Origin of the sequence: Shewanella sp. c952, assembly GCF_019654975.1 — a bacterium.
Classification (GTDB): Bacteria; Pseudomonadota; Gammaproteobacteria; order Enterobacterales; family Shewanellaceae; genus Shewanella.
Map to the genome: position 1 here is coordinate 1 of NZ_BPEW01000024.1, position 17,102 is coordinate 17,102.

General features: G+C 43.0%; 15 protein-coding genes and 1 pseudogene. 9 read left to right on the top strand and 7 right to left on the bottom strand.

Annotation, left to right across the window (positions count from 1 at the left end):
- Positions 1-146: 146 nt before the first annotated feature.
- The 3 genes and pseudogenes from K5R16_RS15260 to K5R16_RS15270 form a co-directional block, all read left to right on the top strand.
- Positions 147-407: pseudogene (locus K5R16_RS15260) on the top strand (IS110 family transposase); the annotation flags it as partial.
- A gap of 88 nt (positions 408-495) precedes the next feature.
- Positions 496-1,230, top strand: coding sequence for a hypothetical protein (locus tag K5R16_RS15265; RefSeq protein WP_220738421.1), 735 nt, complete (start codon positions 496-498; stop codon positions 1,228-1,230).
- A gap of 202 nt (positions 1,231-1,432) precedes the next feature.
- Positions 1,433-2,410: a transposase gene (locus K5R16_RS15270; protein ID WP_220738422.1), complete on the top strand. Its 978-nt coding sequence runs from the start codon at positions 1,433-1,435 to the stop codon at positions 2,408-2,410.
- Positions 2,411-3,109: 699 nt separating this feature from the next.
- Here the strand turns inward: K5R16_RS15270 and K5R16_RS15275 are convergent.
- Together K5R16_RS15275 and K5R16_RS15280 are read right to left on the bottom strand one after the other, a co-directional pair.
- The gene (locus K5R16_RS15275; RefSeq protein WP_220738423.1) at positions 3,110-3,475 is read right to left on the bottom strand and encodes a hypothetical protein; all 366 of its coding nucleotides are present in this window, start codon (positions 3,473-3,475) and stop codon (positions 3,110-3,112) included.
- A gap of 105 nt (positions 3,476-3,580) precedes the next feature.
- Entirely contained in the window at positions 3,581-3,937 is a 357-nt protein-coding gene (locus tag K5R16_RS15280) for a hypothetical protein (protein WP_220738424.1), read from the bottom strand.
- A gap of 864 nt (positions 3,938-4,801) precedes the next feature.
- Here K5R16_RS15280 and K5R16_RS15285 point away from each other — a divergent pair.
- On the top strand, positions 4,802-5,272 hold the full coding sequence (locus K5R16_RS15285) for a TetR family transcriptional regulator (RefSeq protein WP_220738425.1): 471 nt from the start codon (positions 4,802-4,804) through the stop codon (positions 5,270-5,272).
- A 17-nt stretch (positions 5,273-5,289) separates the two neighbouring features.
- Here the strand turns inward: K5R16_RS15285 and K5R16_RS15290 are convergent, their stop codons facing one another.
- Entirely contained in the window at positions 5,290-5,562 is a 273-nt protein-coding gene (locus tag K5R16_RS15290) for a hypothetical protein (RefSeq protein ID WP_259649897.1), read from the bottom strand.
- A gap of 261 nt (positions 5,563-5,823) precedes the next feature.
- Between K5R16_RS15290 and K5R16_RS15295 the strand changes: the two genes are divergently transcribed.
- Together K5R16_RS15295 and K5R16_RS15300 are read left to right on the top strand one after the other, a co-directional pair.
- Positions 5,824-6,411, top strand: coding sequence for a hypothetical protein (locus tag K5R16_RS15295; RefSeq protein WP_220738426.1), 588 nt, complete (start codon positions 5,824-5,826; stop codon positions 6,409-6,411).
- 9 nt (positions 6,412-6,420) lie between these two features.
- The gene (locus K5R16_RS15300) at positions 6,421-7,503 is read left to right on the top strand and encodes a rhomboid family intramembrane serine protease (RefSeq protein ID WP_220738427.1); all 1,083 of its coding nucleotides are present in this window, start codon (positions 6,421-6,423) and stop codon (positions 7,501-7,503) included.
- Positions 7,504-7,566: 63 nt separating this feature from the next.
- Here K5R16_RS15300 and K5R16_RS15305 read toward each other — a convergent pair whose 3' ends face one another.
- The 4 genes from K5R16_RS15305 to K5R16_RS15320 all read right to left on the bottom strand — a co-directional run bounded on the left by K5R16_RS15305 (position 7,567) and on the right by K5R16_RS15320 (position 12,119).
- Positions 7,567-8,937 carry a MipA/OmpV family protein gene (locus K5R16_RS15305; protein WP_220738428.1) on the bottom strand — a complete coding sequence of 457 codons (1,371 nt, stop codon included), beginning with the start codon at positions 8,935-8,937 and terminating at the stop codon, positions 7,567-7,569.
- Between the two features lie 329 nt (positions 8,938-9,266).
- Entirely contained in the window at positions 9,267-10,649 is a 1,383-nt protein-coding gene (locus tag K5R16_RS15310) for an NAD(P)(+) transhydrogenase (Re/Si-specific) subunit beta (RefSeq protein ID WP_220738429.1), read from the bottom strand.
- Positions 10,650-10,655: 6 nt separating this feature from the next.
- Complete coding sequence (locus K5R16_RS15315; RefSeq protein WP_020911038.1) at positions 10,656-10,931, bottom strand: NAD(P) transhydrogenase subunit alpha; 276 nt, start codon at positions 10,929-10,931, stop codon at positions 10,656-10,658.
- The gene (locus K5R16_RS15320; protein ID WP_259649898.1) at positions 10,932-12,119 is read right to left on the bottom strand and encodes a Re/Si-specific NAD(P)(+) transhydrogenase subunit alpha; all 1,188 of its coding nucleotides are present in this window, start codon (positions 12,117-12,119) and stop codon (positions 10,932-10,934) included. It abuts the gene before it with no gap.
- Positions 12,120-12,467: 348 nt separating this feature from the next.
- Between K5R16_RS15320 and K5R16_RS15325 the strand changes: the two genes are divergently transcribed.
- From K5R16_RS15325 to K5R16_RS15335, 3 genes are all read left to right on the top strand, one after another.
- The gene (locus K5R16_RS15325; RefSeq protein WP_220738431.1) at positions 12,468-14,246 is read left to right on the top strand and encodes an assimilatory sulfite reductase (NADPH) flavoprotein subunit; all 1,779 of its coding nucleotides are present in this window, start codon (positions 12,468-12,470) and stop codon (positions 14,244-14,246) included.
- A gap of 91 nt (positions 14,247-14,337) precedes the next feature.
- Positions 14,338-16,035, top strand: a complete 1,698-nt coding sequence (cysI, locus tag K5R16_RS15330; protein WP_220738432.1) for an assimilatory sulfite reductase (NADPH) hemoprotein subunit — start codon at positions 14,338-14,340, stop codon at positions 16,033-16,035.
- Positions 16,028-16,792 (top strand): phosphoadenylyl-sulfate reductase, encoded by a 765-nt coding sequence (locus K5R16_RS15335; protein ID WP_220738433.1) that lies wholly within the window; start codon positions 16,028-16,030, stop codon positions 16,790-16,792. Before cysI ends, K5R16_RS15335 begins: the two co-directional genes overlap by 8 nt.
- Positions 16,793-17,102: the final 310 nt, after the last annotated feature.

Sequence of the window (17,102 nt, forward strand, 5' to 3'; positions counted from 1 at the left end):
CATTCATGGCATTTACTCGTGGTAATTTTTGTTTGGCGATAAATTTGATCACCAAATGCCATGAATGTTCCTTATTATTTTTCCTATCTCATTATTTCTATTTGTCTTTTTGTGGGGATTCGTCAGACACTGACCCCACTTATTAAGACCTCACCGCTATCTATGTCCCAGAGCCTGAAGGTGAAGCCATCAGGGATTTATCTCGGGCACAAGAAACGGCGATGAAGGACTTAAAATATGCCAAATACCAACTAAAAGCACTGCAACTCAGAAGCAACATCAGCTACAGAGGCACTGCTAACTGGTCACTTAAACATTTACGTTGGCTCACTGAGCTTATCTTGCCACATCCTAGTCAACAGATTGTCTTGCAAGAATACTTACAAACCATTATTGAGCGTATGGCGGCCCAATTGTCTTGTACCTATACCTATCGATTAATATTGTATATATTCGCCTCTGTAAAGCACTCGAAACATACATAAAGGGATTTATATGAAATACATCTATATACTATCAATTGCTTGCCTTACGTTTTTGTCAGCCTGCACATCAACCTCTAACCCCAGCGATGAAAAAAGTTCCTTCCATATAAACTCTGCTAGCATAAAAATTATTTCAGAAGATAAAGCTGAAGGGAAAAAACCAGCATTTATAGCTATTATAAATAATATAAGAGATAAGAATATGGAGGATTACAAGAAAAAATATAATAACTTAAGGCCTGGTTTTTACAGCGTAAACTTTACTTACCTCATAGCCACAAAAGATCAATATTTATTAGAAAACAATGATAAAGAGGGTTACACCTCTTTATCTTTCTATGCCCAGAAAGGTCGTCTTTACATTATAAAACCTATAGTTACGTCTTCAGGAAAGATCATTTGGAGTGTAGAGGATAATTTTAGCGAAATTCAAAGCTCAATAGTCCCAAGTATTAAGCTAAACCATGACTTTAACCCACTAATAATGATAAAACCCAAGTACCCATCATTTGCAATAAAGGAAAACATTACGAGTAAGTGCACACTTACATTTGACCTAAAGGATACTGAATCTGGTGCTAAACCAACTAATATCCAAGTTAAATCATGCCCCAACAAGGAGCTATTCTTAGCAGGTAGCATAGAAAACCTACAACGATGGTTATACTCTAACGTTAAAAAAATTGCACAGAAAAAAGGCAGTTCAACAACAGGGCTAGAGGTAACGTTCAATTATAGTTTTTAGATATAAAACATAAGCCAGCCATTGTGTATCAATGCGACTAGAGCAATGACAATAAGCAGTGTCTTCAGGACTAATGAGGATTAGTAATAGTTGGCTTAAATGTGTAGCGAAACGGAACCTAAAACATCGAGACAGCCATGGTTAATGGCCTAAATGATGACCTGCTACTATGCTTGATTTGAGCATTTAACAAGGAGGTTGCATGCCAAGGCCAAGACGAACCCACATTAGTTTGGAAGATACCGCTTATTATCATTGTTGCAGTCGTGTAGTGCGGCGGGCCTTTCTGTGTGGTAATGACAAATATACAGGTAAGAACTATGATCACCGCCGTGATTGGGTTGAAAAGCAAATATTGAAGCTAACAGAGGTATTTTCGATAGATGTTGCGGCCTATGCTGTGATGAGTAATCACCTTCATCTTGTGCTGCACGTTGACGTAGGACAGGTTAATGCCTGGTCAGATAGAGATGTGGTGTTGCAATGGCATAAGCTATTTAATGGCACAGTGCTAACACAGAAATTTGCCAAGGGCGAAGTGATTGAAGAGTATGCTGTTACCCAGCTTAAACATCTAATAGCGACCTATCGCTCAAGGCTAAGTGATATTAGTTGGTTTATGCGGTGCCTCAATGAGCCTATTGCGAGACAAGCCAACCTAGAAGACAATTGCACAGGCCATTTCTGGGAAGGGCGGTTTAAGTCTCAAGCTTTACTGGATGAGGCTGCAGTATTGGCTTGCATGGCCTATGTGGAGCTCAACCCGATTCGAGCTCAAATGGCTAGTACACCCGAGCAATCAGATTTCACTAGTATCAAGCTCAGAGTGAAAGCTGCACTATCAGGTGAACAACCCAAAAGTCTTTTATCGTTTGTTGGTAATGAACGCGCTAATCAACCCAAAGGTATAGTTTTCTCACTGCAAGACTACCTTGTATTGGTAGATGAGACAGGCCGAGCCATTCGAGATGACAAACATGGGGCCATCGATTCAAAGGCTAGTGGCATACTTGACCGGCTAAATATCCCGACAGCAAACTGGATAAAAATCGTCACTGAATTTGGCCAACTGTTTCATGGTCCTGTAGGCACATTGCAAGAGTTTAGTCACTACTGTGAGCATTTGAATAAACGAAGGCGACACTTCTCAAGTAGTTGTCGGTATATTCCCACCAGCTAAATTCAAATCGTCACTTACCACATCGTTCCTCAGTCAAATTGACAGAGTTAACCTTCCTTACCGAAAAACTAACTATACGTGTCTGTTTTACGTTCTTAGGGCCTACTTCGCATAGCCTATTAGTGTGTTGGGCGAAGATTAGAGGCGAGGAACCAAGCCGTCATAGATATACTTGGTGAGAGTCTGCTATGTTTTTGATTAATAATGGCTGGCTAATGTATTTTTCAAGTTGAAAATAAAAGAAAAATGGATTTAGTACTTCAAAACACTCAAGCAATAGTAGCTGAGCAGCAAAGGGTTAAATTAGAGAAAAATAAAGAAGATGAGCTAGCCAAATATTGCGCTATGGTTATGTATAAAGACTATAGATGCAAATAGCATTAATCCAAAATTAGAATCATTGAGACTAGTGCTGCTATAAAGCTCTATATAATAGACCCTTACGTTGATATGCAAAGACCATCATTAATATGGCTACACGCAAGCATAATATGCATTGAGTCATTATGACTAACTTGTTTTGGGACAAAACCTTGTTAGAGTTAAAGCGCTTGGGGGTTGAGTTTCATTAGGGAAAGTATGGCAAAAGGATATGCGGTAACGCCTTACTAATGGGCGCATAAATGCTTGGCTAAAATTAGCGACGAAGGAGCGCAAGCCAAGCGTTTGCGTCCTTTTGAGTAACTTGTTATACAGCAACTAACTCTGAGCTTTAGTTTTTTGAAAGAAAAAGCATGCCGTGACTACAACAACCCCAGCAACAACAGAATATAAAGGCATTTCAAAAAAGAACATATTCATGGTTCGTTGACCATCATGTTCTGTTTTTGATGCCCATAATAAACCAGTAAGACACAGAGCCAACCAAGGTAAAACAGCAATACTGAGTCGTAACAGAAAACTGCCAAGTGCGAACTTAAACTGAAACCAAATAGCAATTGCAGGGATTACTAAAAGCCCGCCAAACCAAAACAAGGCACCACCTAGCTCGAAGTAGTAACCAGATAAAATAGCTATAGTTGAAATGGCTAAATTAATACTATTTTGTTTGAATATTTCGCTCATAGTTCCTTGCTGTATAACGCCCCATTAAGAGGCAAAAAATAGTTGGTTAAAATAAGCGACGCAGGAGCAAAAACCAACTGTTTTTTGTCCTGCTTTAATGACTTGTTATATGCCGGATGCCACCGCCCGTACTTTGCAACTATGATACAACTTTTTATCTAGAACCTTACCACTTGGCAATGCTATGGCAATAGTTGCAGAGGTATTTAGAATTACATCTTTATTGGTTGGGCTTGTTATATGAAACTCAATTCTGTCTTTATCGAGTTCTAAAACCTCAGCGCAAACCAAACAACTTTTACCGTAAATTTCGTCAGCGTATACAGCTACTTTACCAAGGGATTTATCTAAAAGAGGTTTATCAATATCCAATTCTATTTCGTTAACGCATAGTTCAATAGCTTTTGCGAAATTACAAAATAAACATATTGAAATAAGTGCTAAAAGTTGAATTCTACGCATAGTTCCCTTAGGCATATAACAGTATATTAGGCTGAATTCCGAATAAGAACGGTCTTAATAAGAACAGGTCGCCAGTATTTTAATCACTCAAGACTAACAGTAAAACCTTGTATCAACAATGAGTTGTAACATAGAAAGAACTGATTCCTAGTTTCACTGCCTGAGTGAAACAAAGAACTGCCATCATTGCATAAAGTGCAATGTTCACGCTGGAAGAAAAGTCACTAGGCTCCAGCCTATATGATAATTCGGGGGCAGGTCTTGGATCTTGCATCCTACATTAGCTTTTATAAGCCCAAAGCTTTAATTGTGCTACTGACCAGTTTTATCAGTGAAAATGATTTTGACGCATTTCCGCGTTAAGCTTCAAACCGCAAGGGTATAAATTTAAACACCAGTTAACCAGTGTAGATACGGCTGAAGCCGTCGAAAACATGGCCAATTCTGTTCCATACATAATTTGGCATTCCCCCCGTCCATGGAGGTCTGATGTTTTCGCTGAGCTTACATGGACGTACTTGAAGCGTGCTTCAGCAGTGTCTGCACATACCCCGCTGGAGGCGATTAATAGCCATGAGCCTACAAATTCAAACAGGTTGCTTGGTAACACCAGTTAAAAATGCAATTAGTCTTCATTCAAAGGCCAACCAATCTTGGCGCAAAAGTGAGGCTGCATTAAGCTAACTTGATCCCAACGTTCTAATACCTGCAAATCTGCTGATAAAGCCCAACCATAGTGAGCATAGCAACCATTTTTAGCTGAACCTAAGCTGAACACCAGTCAGATTGCTACACAAGATGCGAGTTTCAGCAGCATGCTTTTGATAGAGTGAGATCAATTGCACAAAGCCAACGGGAAGTATTATGCCAAAGCGTTCAAAAGCTGAAACTAAGCACACTATCGAGCAGATCTTAATTGAAGCGCAGAAGCAGATCCTAGAAATGGGTTATGACGTTATGTCCTACTCAAGCTTGTCTGAAGCAACTGGCATCAGCCGTACCGGTATTAGCCATCATTTCCCTCATAAGTCGGACTTCTTAATCCAACTCGAACCCAAATTTGCAAGTTTACTTATGGAACACTTAGATTTTAGTTGCCGTGATGCATTGCGAACCTCTTGGCTTAGAGCGCTAGAGTCGCCAACATTTAGCGGTATCGTTAAGCTGTTTTTCTCTATCTGCGGTTCTAGCCAGTTGGATTCTGCGCAATATAAAACATTAGGTTCGCTTAACGCTAAGGCATCTGCGGAGCTTGGTGAGCATGGGCCATCAATGATTGATATGTTACTGGGGCGAAGTGCAGTGTTGTTGTTTAGTCAGAAGCAGCTTGTGTAGGGGGTTACTGAATAAGGCTATTTCTGCTCTCTTAGTACGATACTTGGATTAAAATTAATCTCACCTTCATCATCTATTGTTGCGAGTTTATTGTCTTGGCTGGCAACGGCAGTGCTGCAATTATTCGCATTACGAACAAACAAAAGTTGGTAGCCCAATTTCGCTAAGGTATAAAAGGCAAATCGCTGCGCATTAGTGAGTTTTATCCAGTGGCTATTAGTATCAATTAGCGTCTCTTTTCTGTTTTCGATAAAAGGTGACGTTAGCTCCATAGCTGCTGTGTGTAGCATTTAAATTCACTTATATTGACTAAAGTTTCGATTGCCAATCTTGATGCATAAATGAACGATAAGCAAGTGGAATTTATCGTTTTAGTTGATGATGAGAATGGTCGCTATATTCTTGTATATTGAGTACCAAATACTATTGAATACAGCTCTAAAAAACACTTACAGGTTATAGCGAGCAAAGTTGTTTTTGTATATGCTTGCGGCGTTCTAGATTTTAAGAGTTATGAATTAAATATTCAGCATCAAGGAGTAATGCAAGAAATGGATGTCAAACCTCAGGTCAGCGCTGCTGCAGAACCTATAAAGCGCTTCCCCAAATTAGATAATCAAGAGTTAGTAAAGACTAGTTTCTGGATTAGCCAAGTATTTATGATCATTGCCACCATTGTCGGTGTCTACCTCGCGGCTCAAGAAGGCTTATCACAAGCTATCGTTTTTGATGAATTATCTAACAAACAGAATAATTATTATCTGCGACATGCGCTTTATGATGAAGTGAATGACAACGTGACCATTATCAATGAATACGCAGATACAGTAGCAAAAAGCTCTCCTTATGATTTAAAGAGTATTCACCCCAATATGGCCACCTTTGTTTGGGAGAATATGCGTTACTCCGCCAATACGCTAGAAACGCCAACACAGATCTTAACCGAGACGCGGCGTTTTTATATGGCATCTGCCGATATTATTTCCAAAATGGAAACGCGATTTTACGGTGCCAAATTTGGCGCAAAAAAACTTAAAGAGTTAACCAAAGGGGTATCTGAATCAACCCTGCCAATGTTAAAAGATAACTACCAAGCATTAGCTATTGAGCTAAAAGCTGCTGATATTACTGTCGAATAAGGATATAAAATGACAATCATCTGCCCAGGCTGTAACAGCCAAGCGATGCGAGTGTTTGACTTTCATGGTCAAGAAGTGGATAGCTGTACTCAATGCGGCGGAATTTGGTTTGATAGTGGTGAGCTCAATGGCGCGCTGTCTGTCGCTGATAATGGCAATAGCAATGTTGGCATCGAAAACGCTTTAGGTGAGAATCTAGGTGTATCATCTCGAAAATGCAGCCACTGCCAATGTAATATGCAGCACTATTATTTGATGGACGACTTTCAGATAGAGGTCGATGTCTGCCACTCTTGCACTGGTGTTTGGATTGATGAGCATGAACGTGAAAAGGTAGTGCAATCTCCTAGAGTAAGAGCGGCATTAGAGCTACTTAATCAGAAAACCAGCGTTAAAACTTGGCTGTTTCAATTTCTATTGCAGATGCCTATTGAGTATAACCTCAAAACCAAGACTAAGCCGTGGGTTACTTATGCTTTGCTGGCGTTAAATATCATCATCTTCTTTGCTTATGGTTATAGCGAACCGGCAACAGTGTGGGTGTTCGATCATTTTGCGATGCAGCCTTCGTTAGTGATGCAAGGTCAGCAGGTGATGCCGTTGCTAAGCCATATGTTCTTGCATGGCGATATTATCCATCTGCTAGGTAATATGTATTTTCTCTATGTGGTGGGTGACAATTTAGAGGATGCAATTGGTCATTCACGCTTTTTGGCTGTGTATCTTCTATGTGGTTTTGCCGCTGCATTCGCGCAAATAGCGTCAGACCCAACTTCAGCTATCTTTATGGTTGGTGCAAGTGGTGCTATAGCAGGGTTATTTGGCATGTACCTGTTGTGGTTTAGGCATGCCAGCCTCACCTTTATGTTTGTTATCTACCAAAAGAAGTTATCGCCAATGGTATTTTTTGCTATTTGGTTATTGATAAACCTTTTTGGCGCATGGGCGGCCGAGGGCGGAGTTGCTTATTGGGCGCACATTGGTGGCTTTATCGCAGGCCTCATAATCGGTTTATCGCTTAAAGCACGGGTTATGTCTGCTAATCCTATTTTGGCACTGCTTAACTCGCCTGAAGTGAAGGTTTCTCGGTAAAAGGCAAAGCTTATAAAGAGAAAAAGGCCGCATTATGCGGCCTTTTTTAATTATAAAAAACGTTTAGAAATGCCATTGCAGGTAGAGTGATTGATAGTTACTGCCACCACTAATGCGGCCAAAAGCTGAGCTTGATTCAAAAATGCCGGAGCGGTGATGGATACTGTAACCAAACCAGAGGTTTTCCATATCGCGTGAATTGAAAATATCACCGACATTGACATCTAAAGAGAAATCTAAGTAGTTAAGTAGCTTCGATGGTTTGTAATCTTTCTCTGCAAGCTCGCTCGATTCTATATAGGTCACGCTACTGGCATAAGATAAACCTTCGGCGACACCAAGCCTGAAACGCGGCCCAATTTGGAAGGTGTAATAGGCCTTAATTGCGATAATGGCTTCGGCAATATCATTCTGAACTTCTGAGTCATGATGCCAGACTATCCCAGGGGTTAAATACATTTCGATGGGCAGAGTAAACAAGGTATCGGTTAACTGTGTGCCATAAAATGCCGAGGTCATCTGGTTGTTGTAAGGATCGGTTTTGGTCTGCCACTTGAGTATGGCATTCAGATTTGATGGCGTTGCCCAACCGTGGGCTATACGCAGGTATTCAGTCGGCTTTTCCTGTTTAGTTATGACAGGTTTAGCTGAGTAACTCTTTTTCTTTGACTCGGGGAAAAAGCCGAAACCAAAGAAGGACTCATACTGAAAACGGTTGTTAATAGTGGGCAGGTTATAAACATCATCTTCTAAGCGGCCAACACCGAATTGGCCGAGTAGATATAGATTACTAATCACATGGTAACGTGCTTTAACACCGGCATTAAAGCTCACGCCACCGCCAACATCATATTGATCTAAGCCGTAATAGAACTGATTAAAGTCAGCACTTTTCCATTGGAACTCGGCGTAGGGTATTAAGCGCCAGTCTTCAGACTCCCAAAGGTATTGGGTTCGGCTATAACCATAGCTGCGCTTGTGCGAATCAGATAAAAAGGCCAAGTCGACATCCCACTGATCTTTAACAAAGCGGTACTGTAGTCCGAAATCGAAAGCTTGAGATTGGGTGTCATTTTGCAACTCTTGCGGGATATCAACAAAACGGAAGCGGGTATAAAGGTTTACTTGATGGTTATCGTTTTTCCAAATATGCCCTGCGGCTTCCATACCGTTTATGTAGAAATAGTCATTTTGAAAATAGATAAGTGGCAGTGTGTCATACACCTCATCTTTTTCGGTGGCATAAGGAATATCACCGCGGCGCATACCAATACCTATGCCCCAGTTATCACTCCATTGATATGTTGCTGGTTGCTGGGCAGCTTCATTAGTCACTGGAGCGGTTTTAACTGGCTCATCATTGGCCTGAACAGCACTTAAAGGGGTGAGCAGCATCAAGCTGACAGAGAGCGTGGAAATGAAATTTGGTTTCATATTATTCTTCTTATTTAAAAAGCATGGACTTTACTCTGTGTTATTGATTTTACTCAGGGAACGACCATTAATGGCAATCAATGCCTCGCCTACATGGATGTAGGTGCTTAGGTTCAGCATGGCGCAATTAACCTGCGATTAAAGCCTATTAAATTCCCACTGAATCCTGCAGCTTCAGGTAGCACGGGTATAAGCGCAGTATCTGTTTTATGCAGTATAAGTAAAATTGACTTTCAAGTCTGATTTTATACATAAGTTTAACAAATCAAGATAAATTTATGATTAAAAAAAAGACCGCGAATGCGGTCTTTTTAGATTTGTATATTGCCTTAGTCAGCTTCTTTCAAGCTTTGAGTTAACTCAACAATGGCTTTTTTACCATCGCCAAACAACATGACTGAGTTATCCATTGCAAAAAGCGGGTTAGGCAAGCCAGCAAAACCAGGGCTAAGTGAACGCTTGACGACTACGACCGTTCTAGCTTTGTCGACGTTAAGAATTGGCATACCATAAATTGGGCTACCTTTATCTTCGCGTGCCATTGGGTTGGTAACATCATTGGCACCAATCACAATCGCTACGTCAGTCTGCTCAAACTGCGGGTTAATCTCGTCCATCTCGATTAACTGCTCGTAAGGCACTTCAGCTTCTGCTAGTAACACGTTCATGTGCCCAGGCATACGACCTGCGACTGGGTGGATAGCGTAAAGCACATTGGTGCCACGCGCTTCCAATACTGACGCTAGTTCGCGCACTGCATGTTGTGCTTGCGCCATGGCTAAACCGTAACCTGGCACAATCACAACGCGCTCAGCGGTTTCTAGTAGCATGGCAACTTCTTCAGGTGATGAAGAGGTGACTTTACCGGCATAGACTTCATCTGCATCGACCGTTTCGCCGCCTTCTGCCATCACGCCAAATAGCACGTTAAATAGTGAGCGGTTCATCGCTTTACACATGATCTGCGTCAGAATAATACCTGATGCGCCAACCAGTGAACCCGATATAATCAATACTGTATTGCCGGTAATAAAACCAGTGGTCGCCGCTGCAATACCTGAGTATGAGTTAAGCAGTGCAATAACAACTGGCATGTCTGCGCCGCCAATAGGGATGACTAACAATAAACCGAGTACCAGAGATACAGCAACCAGTGCGTAGATAAGGTTGATGTTGCTTGGATCCATCACAATAGCAATGGCTAAACCAACAGCGCTTATCAGTAGCAAAGCATTGAAGATTTTATTGCCTGGCACCTTTATCGGGTTACCTGAGATAAGCTCCTGCAGCTTAGCAAAGGCGATAAATGAACCTGAAAGCGTCACTGCACCAATAATCACTGTTGCGCTAATGGATACGAGTGCAACGGTGTGAGTGGCTGACTCTGGGTCAAGGAAGTTAGCGAGTGCAATAAAAAGTGACGCGCCGCCACCAAAACCGTTTAGCATCGCAACCATTTGTGGCATTGAAGTCACTTGGATCTTGGTCGCCATAACGGCACCAATGGTACCACCGAGTAACACACCGGCAATGATCCACTCATAGCTTAAAATGCTTTGATCTAACAAGGTGACTACTACAGCGATGAACATACCCAGTGCTGAAAGTTGGTTACCTCGTACTGCCGTACGGGGCTTGGTTAGGCCTTTTATCCCTAAGATAAATAAGCTCGCAGCCACCAAATAGGCGAGATAAATAATCGTCGTACTCATAGTGGCTTATTTCCTTTTGAACATAGCTAGCATGCGGTTAGTAACCATGTAGCCACCAACAACATTAATTGTGGCAAGTACCACGGCGATAAAACCAAACACATTGACCCAAATTCCAGCGCCAGAACCTGCTGACAACAGTGCGCCCACTAACGAGATCCCTGAGATCGCATTTGAGCCCGACATCAATGGTGTATGCAGTGTTGGCGGTACTTTGGTGATCATCTCGACGCCGAGGAAAACCGCGACCATAAATAGGGTCAGTAAAAGTAAAATTTCCATTTATTTAGCCTCCGGTGTAGCAGCTTCAGGTGTTGGTTCCTGCGCTGGTAGTCCTAAAAGATCGCGTAGACGCGCACTTGCCACTTCGCCTTTGTGCGCCACAACAGTGTCATTAACAATCTCATCGTCGAAGTCGAGATGTAATACACCATCGTTGTCGACAATCAGTTTAAGTAGGTTTTCAATGTTAGTGCCGTACATTTGGCTAGCATGATTAGCCGCGCTGCCAGGCACATTTGATGGACCTAGAATGGTCACACCTTTGTAAACCACCTCTTTATCAACTTCTGTTAGTTCACAGTTACCGCCAGTTTCAGCGGCAAGATCAACGATGATAGTGCCACTTTTCATGCCATCAACCATCTCTTTAGTGATCAAGATAGGTGCTTTTCGGCCTGGAATAGCAGCCGTGGTGATAACGATATCTTGCTGGGCTAAAACGTTGGCCATTGCTTGCTGTTGACGTTTTAAGAAGTCATCACTTTGCTCGGCGGCATAACCACCTTTGGTTTCGGTATTCTCAGTTTCTAAATCGAGCTCTACCGGTTTGGCACCGACTGAGATGATCTGCTCACGGGCTGCAGGGCGAATATCATAAGCTTCAACTACCGCGCCTAAACGCTTGGCGGTTGCACAAGCTTGAAGGCCTGCAACGCCGACACCCATAATGAAAGCGCGTGCAGGTTTGAGGGTACCTGCTGCTGTCATCATCATTGGGAATAAACGTGGTGCTTTATGGGCAGCCAGTAGCACAGCTTTATAACCTGCAATCGTGGCCATTGACGAGAGGATGTCCATGCTTTGCGCACGCGTAATACGCGGTACAAGCTCAAGTGCAATCGCTGTAGCACCTGTCTCTGCAATGGCTTGAGCATTCTCTGGTTGCGCCAGAGGATCCATCATACCGATGACAATCTGCTCTGGTTTAATGCTGGTTTTGAGCTCTGCAAGCTGCTCGCCTTTGGCGTTAACAACAGTAATTACATCGGCATCACCTAAGACTTGTTCGCGGGAGGCGACTGTTGCGCCTGCTGCGATATAATCTTCATCGGTAAACCCGGCTTTACTTCCTGCATTGGTTTCAACCAGCACTTGCACATTCTTTTTTAGGAGTCGGGCCACATTGGCTGGAATAAGTGCAACTCGACTTTCTCCTGCGTGACTTTCTTTGGGGATACCTAACTTCACAAAGGTTAACCTCTCAGTTGAGGACATTCGTAGGGACAGATGTCATTTTTTATTTGTAAGGCTGCATATTGTGGCGACTCTGAATTTAGACACAAGTGCATATTTTTCAATATCGTGTTTCTGGTACTGGTCAGACTGAAAATTTTGCGCTAGGCCACACTTTTAGATAGAAGTTTGCTGTCATCAAGCCCACCAAAAGTGAATTCATTCAAATGTCAGTTACTTTTGTAGCTTAATTTTCGAGCTTTGTATATTCCAAAATGGAATTAAAAATCATCTTTTATTCTTTTTTACTTTTCAAGTGAGAGGCTAAGCTTGCCAACATTATACTGATACTGGGCCGTCCTAATGTTGTTAAAAGAGCTTTCATCACTCGCATCACCTTTGTCTTCTGGGCAGGTCGATAAGTTAAAACAGCTAACTGCTGAACTGAGTGCCGTTCAACTTGCGTGGGTAAGTGGTTATCTCGCTGCTACATCAGAGCAAGGAACATCCGCTGTACCACAAGCGAGTGCAGAGCAAACGATTACCATTTTATATGGTAGCCAGACTGGAAACGGTCGTGGTGTTGCCACTGAGCTTGCTGAGAAAGCACAAGCGCAAGGTTATGCCGTTAACTTGGTTTCAATGGGCGATTACAAAGCACGTCAGTTAAAGCAAGAAACACTGCTGCTGTTGGTTGTTAGCACACACGGTGAAGGTGATGCACCAGACGATGCTATTGAACTGCATAAATTCTTGTCATCGAAGCGTGCACCTAAGTTAGATAACCTTAATTACTCTATATTGGCATTAGGCGATTCAAGCTATGAGTTTTTCTGCCAGACAGGTAAAGACTTTGATGCTCGCTTAGCAGCGCTCGGTGCGACTGCTATTTCACCGCTTATTGAGTGTGATGTTGATTACGAAGAGTCTGCAGCAACTTGGCAAGAGAGCGTACTGGAGGCCGTTAAGCCATTAATCAGCAGTGCGGGCGCTAGCGTGGTTTCAATCGGCGGCACATCATCTGCAACAGCAAGCTTTACTAAGCAAAAGCCTTACACCGCTGAATTGTTAGCAAGCCAAAAGCTAACCGGCCGTGACTCCGACCGCGATGTACGCCACGTTGAAATTGAACTGGGTGAATCGGGTATTAGTTATCAAGCGGGTGATGCACTTGGTGTGTGGTTTACCAACAGCGAGCAGCTGGTTAATGAATTACTTGAAAGCTTGAGCCTTAACGGTGATGAGCAAGTGACCTTAGGCAGCGACAGTTTAAGTTTGCGTGAAGCACTGCTGAATAAGAAAGAGCTAACGCAACTTTACCCAGGACTGGTAACAGGCTGGGCAGAGCTCAGTCAAAGTCAGGCATTGCTTGACCTCAGTAGCGACAAAGCGCTGGTTCGTGAATATATCAATAATAACCAAGTGGCTGATTTAGTGCGTCAACATCCCGCAACCGTGAATGCTGAGCAGCTAGTAGGCTTGCTTCGTGGTATCACGCCAAGACTCTACTCCATTGCCTCTAGCCAAGCTGAAGTGGAATCTGAAGTGCACCTGACGGTCGCACTTGTTGAAGATGAGCGTGATGGTGTTGCCCGTTTTGGCGGCGCTTCTCAGTTCCTCGCAAGTGCAGAAGAGGGACAACAGCTACAAGTTTATGTTGAACCGAACAATCACTTCCGTTTACCTGAAAACCCAGAAACACCAGTCATCATGGTTGGCCCAGGAACCGGCGTGGCACCGTTTAGAGCATTTATGCAGCAGCGCTCAGCTGACGGGATAGCAGGCAACGCATGGCTGATATTTGGTAACCCTCACTTTGAGCAAGATTTCTTGTATCAAACAGAGTGGCAGCAGTATCTGCAAAGCGGTGAGCTTTCGCGCATCGATTTAGCTTTCTCTCGTGATCAAGAACATAAAGTGTATGTACAACATAAGATTGCTGAGCAGGGTGAAGCTTTGTGGCAGTGGTTAGAAAATGGTGCGCATTTCTATATTTGTGGTGACGCAGAGCGCATGGCGAAAGATGTACACCAAGCACTGTTAGATGTAGCGGTGAAGTTTGGTGGAAAAACCATTGAGCAAGCTGAAGAGTACCTTGAGACCTTGCGAGCAGCAAAGCGTTACCAAAAAGACGTTTATTGATCTCTATTTGAGCAAACAGAACGCATTGATGAGGCGCTGGTAACTGATTTACCAGCAGCAAATATAAAAGAATAATAGAGAGTATCTTGCTATGAGTGAGAAGAAGTTAGCAGTAAACGAATATTTAAAGACCGACAGTGACTATCTACGTGGCACCATTCAAGAAGGTTTAGACACTGCGGTAACGGGTGCGTTTAGCGAAGGTGATCAACAGTTAATTAAGTTTCATGGGTTCTATCAACAAGATGACCGTGATCTGCGTAATGAACGTAAAGAGCAAAAGCTAGAGCCATTATATAGCTTTATGTTGCGCGCTCGCGTTGCTGGTGGCGTGTGTTCGCCACAGCAATGGTTAGCGGTCGACGATATTGCTTCAAACCTAACCAGTTCAAACAGCATTCGTTTAACGACGCGTCAAACCTTTCAATATCATGGTATTCCAAAGCGTAACTTGAAGACCATTATTCAAGATCTTGACCGTGAAGCATTGGATTCGATTGCAGCTTGTGGTGATGTAAACCGCAACGTGATGTGTAACCCAAATCCGGTTGAGTCAAAGTTACATCAGCAAGCTTATGCTTACGCCAAGCAGTTGTCTGACAACATGCTGCCGCACACAAAAGCTTACGCTGAGATCTGGTTAGATGATGAGAAGTTAGTCACCACAGAAGGTGAAGAGGTTGAGCCTGTTTACGGTAAGACTTATCTACCTCGAAAATTTAAGATGGCTGTCGCAGTACCGCCAGATAACGATGTTGATGTTTACACCAATGATTTAGGCTTTGTGGCTGTTGCCGAAGCGGGCGAGTTAGTTGGTTTTAATATGGTTGCTGGTGGCGGTATGGGATCGACTCATGGCGAAATTGCCACTTTCCCACGTTTAGCTGATGACTTTGGTTACATCAAAGCCGAAGATACCCTTAAGTTTGCCGAAGCTGTGATGACCGTACAACGTGACTGGGGTAACCGAGAGAATCGTAAGCTGTCTCGCCTTAAGTACACGATTGTTAAGCACGGCTATGACGCGTTTAAAGCGGAAGTCGAAAAGCGCACTGGTATTAAGTTTCAGCCAAAGCGAGACGTCGTTATCGGTGACCGCGGAGACCGTTATGGTTGGAAGCAGGGCGTTGATGATAACTGGCACTTAACTCTATTTATTGAAGGTGGGCGTGTTAAAGACTTGCCTGGCCAACCGCTACAAACAGGGCTAAGAGAGATTGCAAAAATTCACCAAGGTGATTTCCGCATGACCTCTAATCAAAATATTATCGTTGCTGGCGTACCTGCAGCAGATAAAGACAAAATTGAAGCGCTAGCAAGACAACACGGGTTGATGGGTAAGCTTATTACTGAAACTCGCGGTCACTCAATTGCCTGTGTTGCACTGCCAACATGTGCCCTTGCAATGGCAGAGGCCGAGCGTTACTTCCCTGATTTCTTAACCAAAGTGGAAGCACTACAGGATAAGCATGGTTTCTTGGATCAAGGTATTGTGATCCGCATGACAGGTTGCCCTAACGGTTGTGCGCGTCCATTCGCCGCTGAAATAGGTTTAGTCGGTAAGGCACCAGGTCGTTACAATCTTTATCTAGGTGCCAGCTTTGAAGGGACACGATTAAATAAACTGTATCGCGAGAATATTCAGGAAGCTGAAATCCTTGCTGAGTTAGATAGCCTGTTTGCGCTTTATGTTTCAGAGCGTGAAGTCGGTGAGACATTTGGTAACTACACCGTTCGTAGCGGTGTTGTAACCGCAGTGATAGATGCTGCTAAGGATTTCCATGGCTGAGCTACAGATTGATTCTGTTATCTCTAAAGAGGCGCTGAAAGCTTTGCTTTCAGCGCCAGTAGTAGAGCAGCGTATTGAGCTAAAAAGGGTAAACGCATTTCTAGATGAGCTAACGCCGCAGCAGCGAGTTAGTTGGGCGCTTGAATATTTACCTGGTAAGGCAGCACTGTCGTCTAGCTTTGGTATTCAAGCCGCCGTCATGTTGCATATGGTCAGTAGTAAACAGTCCGACGTACCAGTGATTTTAACTGATACCGGTTACCTGTTTAGCCAAACGTATAAGTTCATCGATGAGCTGACTGAGCGGTTAACGCTTAATCTTAAAGTTTATGCATCGCCGTTGAGTGCTGCCTGGCAAGAAGCTAAGTTTGGTTTTTTATGGTTGCAAGGTATTGATGGACTGGATCGCTATAACCAGATCAACAAAGTTGAACCTATGCAGCGTGCGCTGAAAGAGTTAGAAGTGGGGACTTGGTTTGCAGGGCTTAGACGCTCGCAGTCGAGCACTCGCGAAGCACTACAAGTGCTCGCTATTCATGGTAAGCGGTATAAGGTGCTGCCTATTATTGAATGGGGTAACAAGCAGGTACATGAATACCTTACCGAGTTTGACCTACCGTACCATCCGTTATGGGATCAAGGTTATGTCTCTGTCGGTGATACTCATTCGAGCAAACCGCTAGAGTTGGGTATGACCGAAGAGGAGACAAGGTTTAACGGTATAAAACGTGAATGTGGCCTGCACTACGATATTTAGTCATCTAGTTGAAGAGGGCCTTTTATGGTCGACTTAAGTGGTACAGCAGTACACTTTAGTATCTTTGCTCTGTGTGTGTTGAACACTAGGTAATACTTTAACGTTATGAAATAAAAGGACTTTAGTTGGTTTGGGTTCTTTTGTTTTAATATTTGTACATTTTTACTCACAAGGTTATGCACAGCAGTTTTTTTTAGTCTATAGTTCATCGTTCCCGTAGATGGTTTTAGGAGCTGTTCCGTATCAAACCTAATTAGGTTTAGTGGCATTTAGTCTTCCACTGAATGATTTTTATAGTCGAGATAATTGT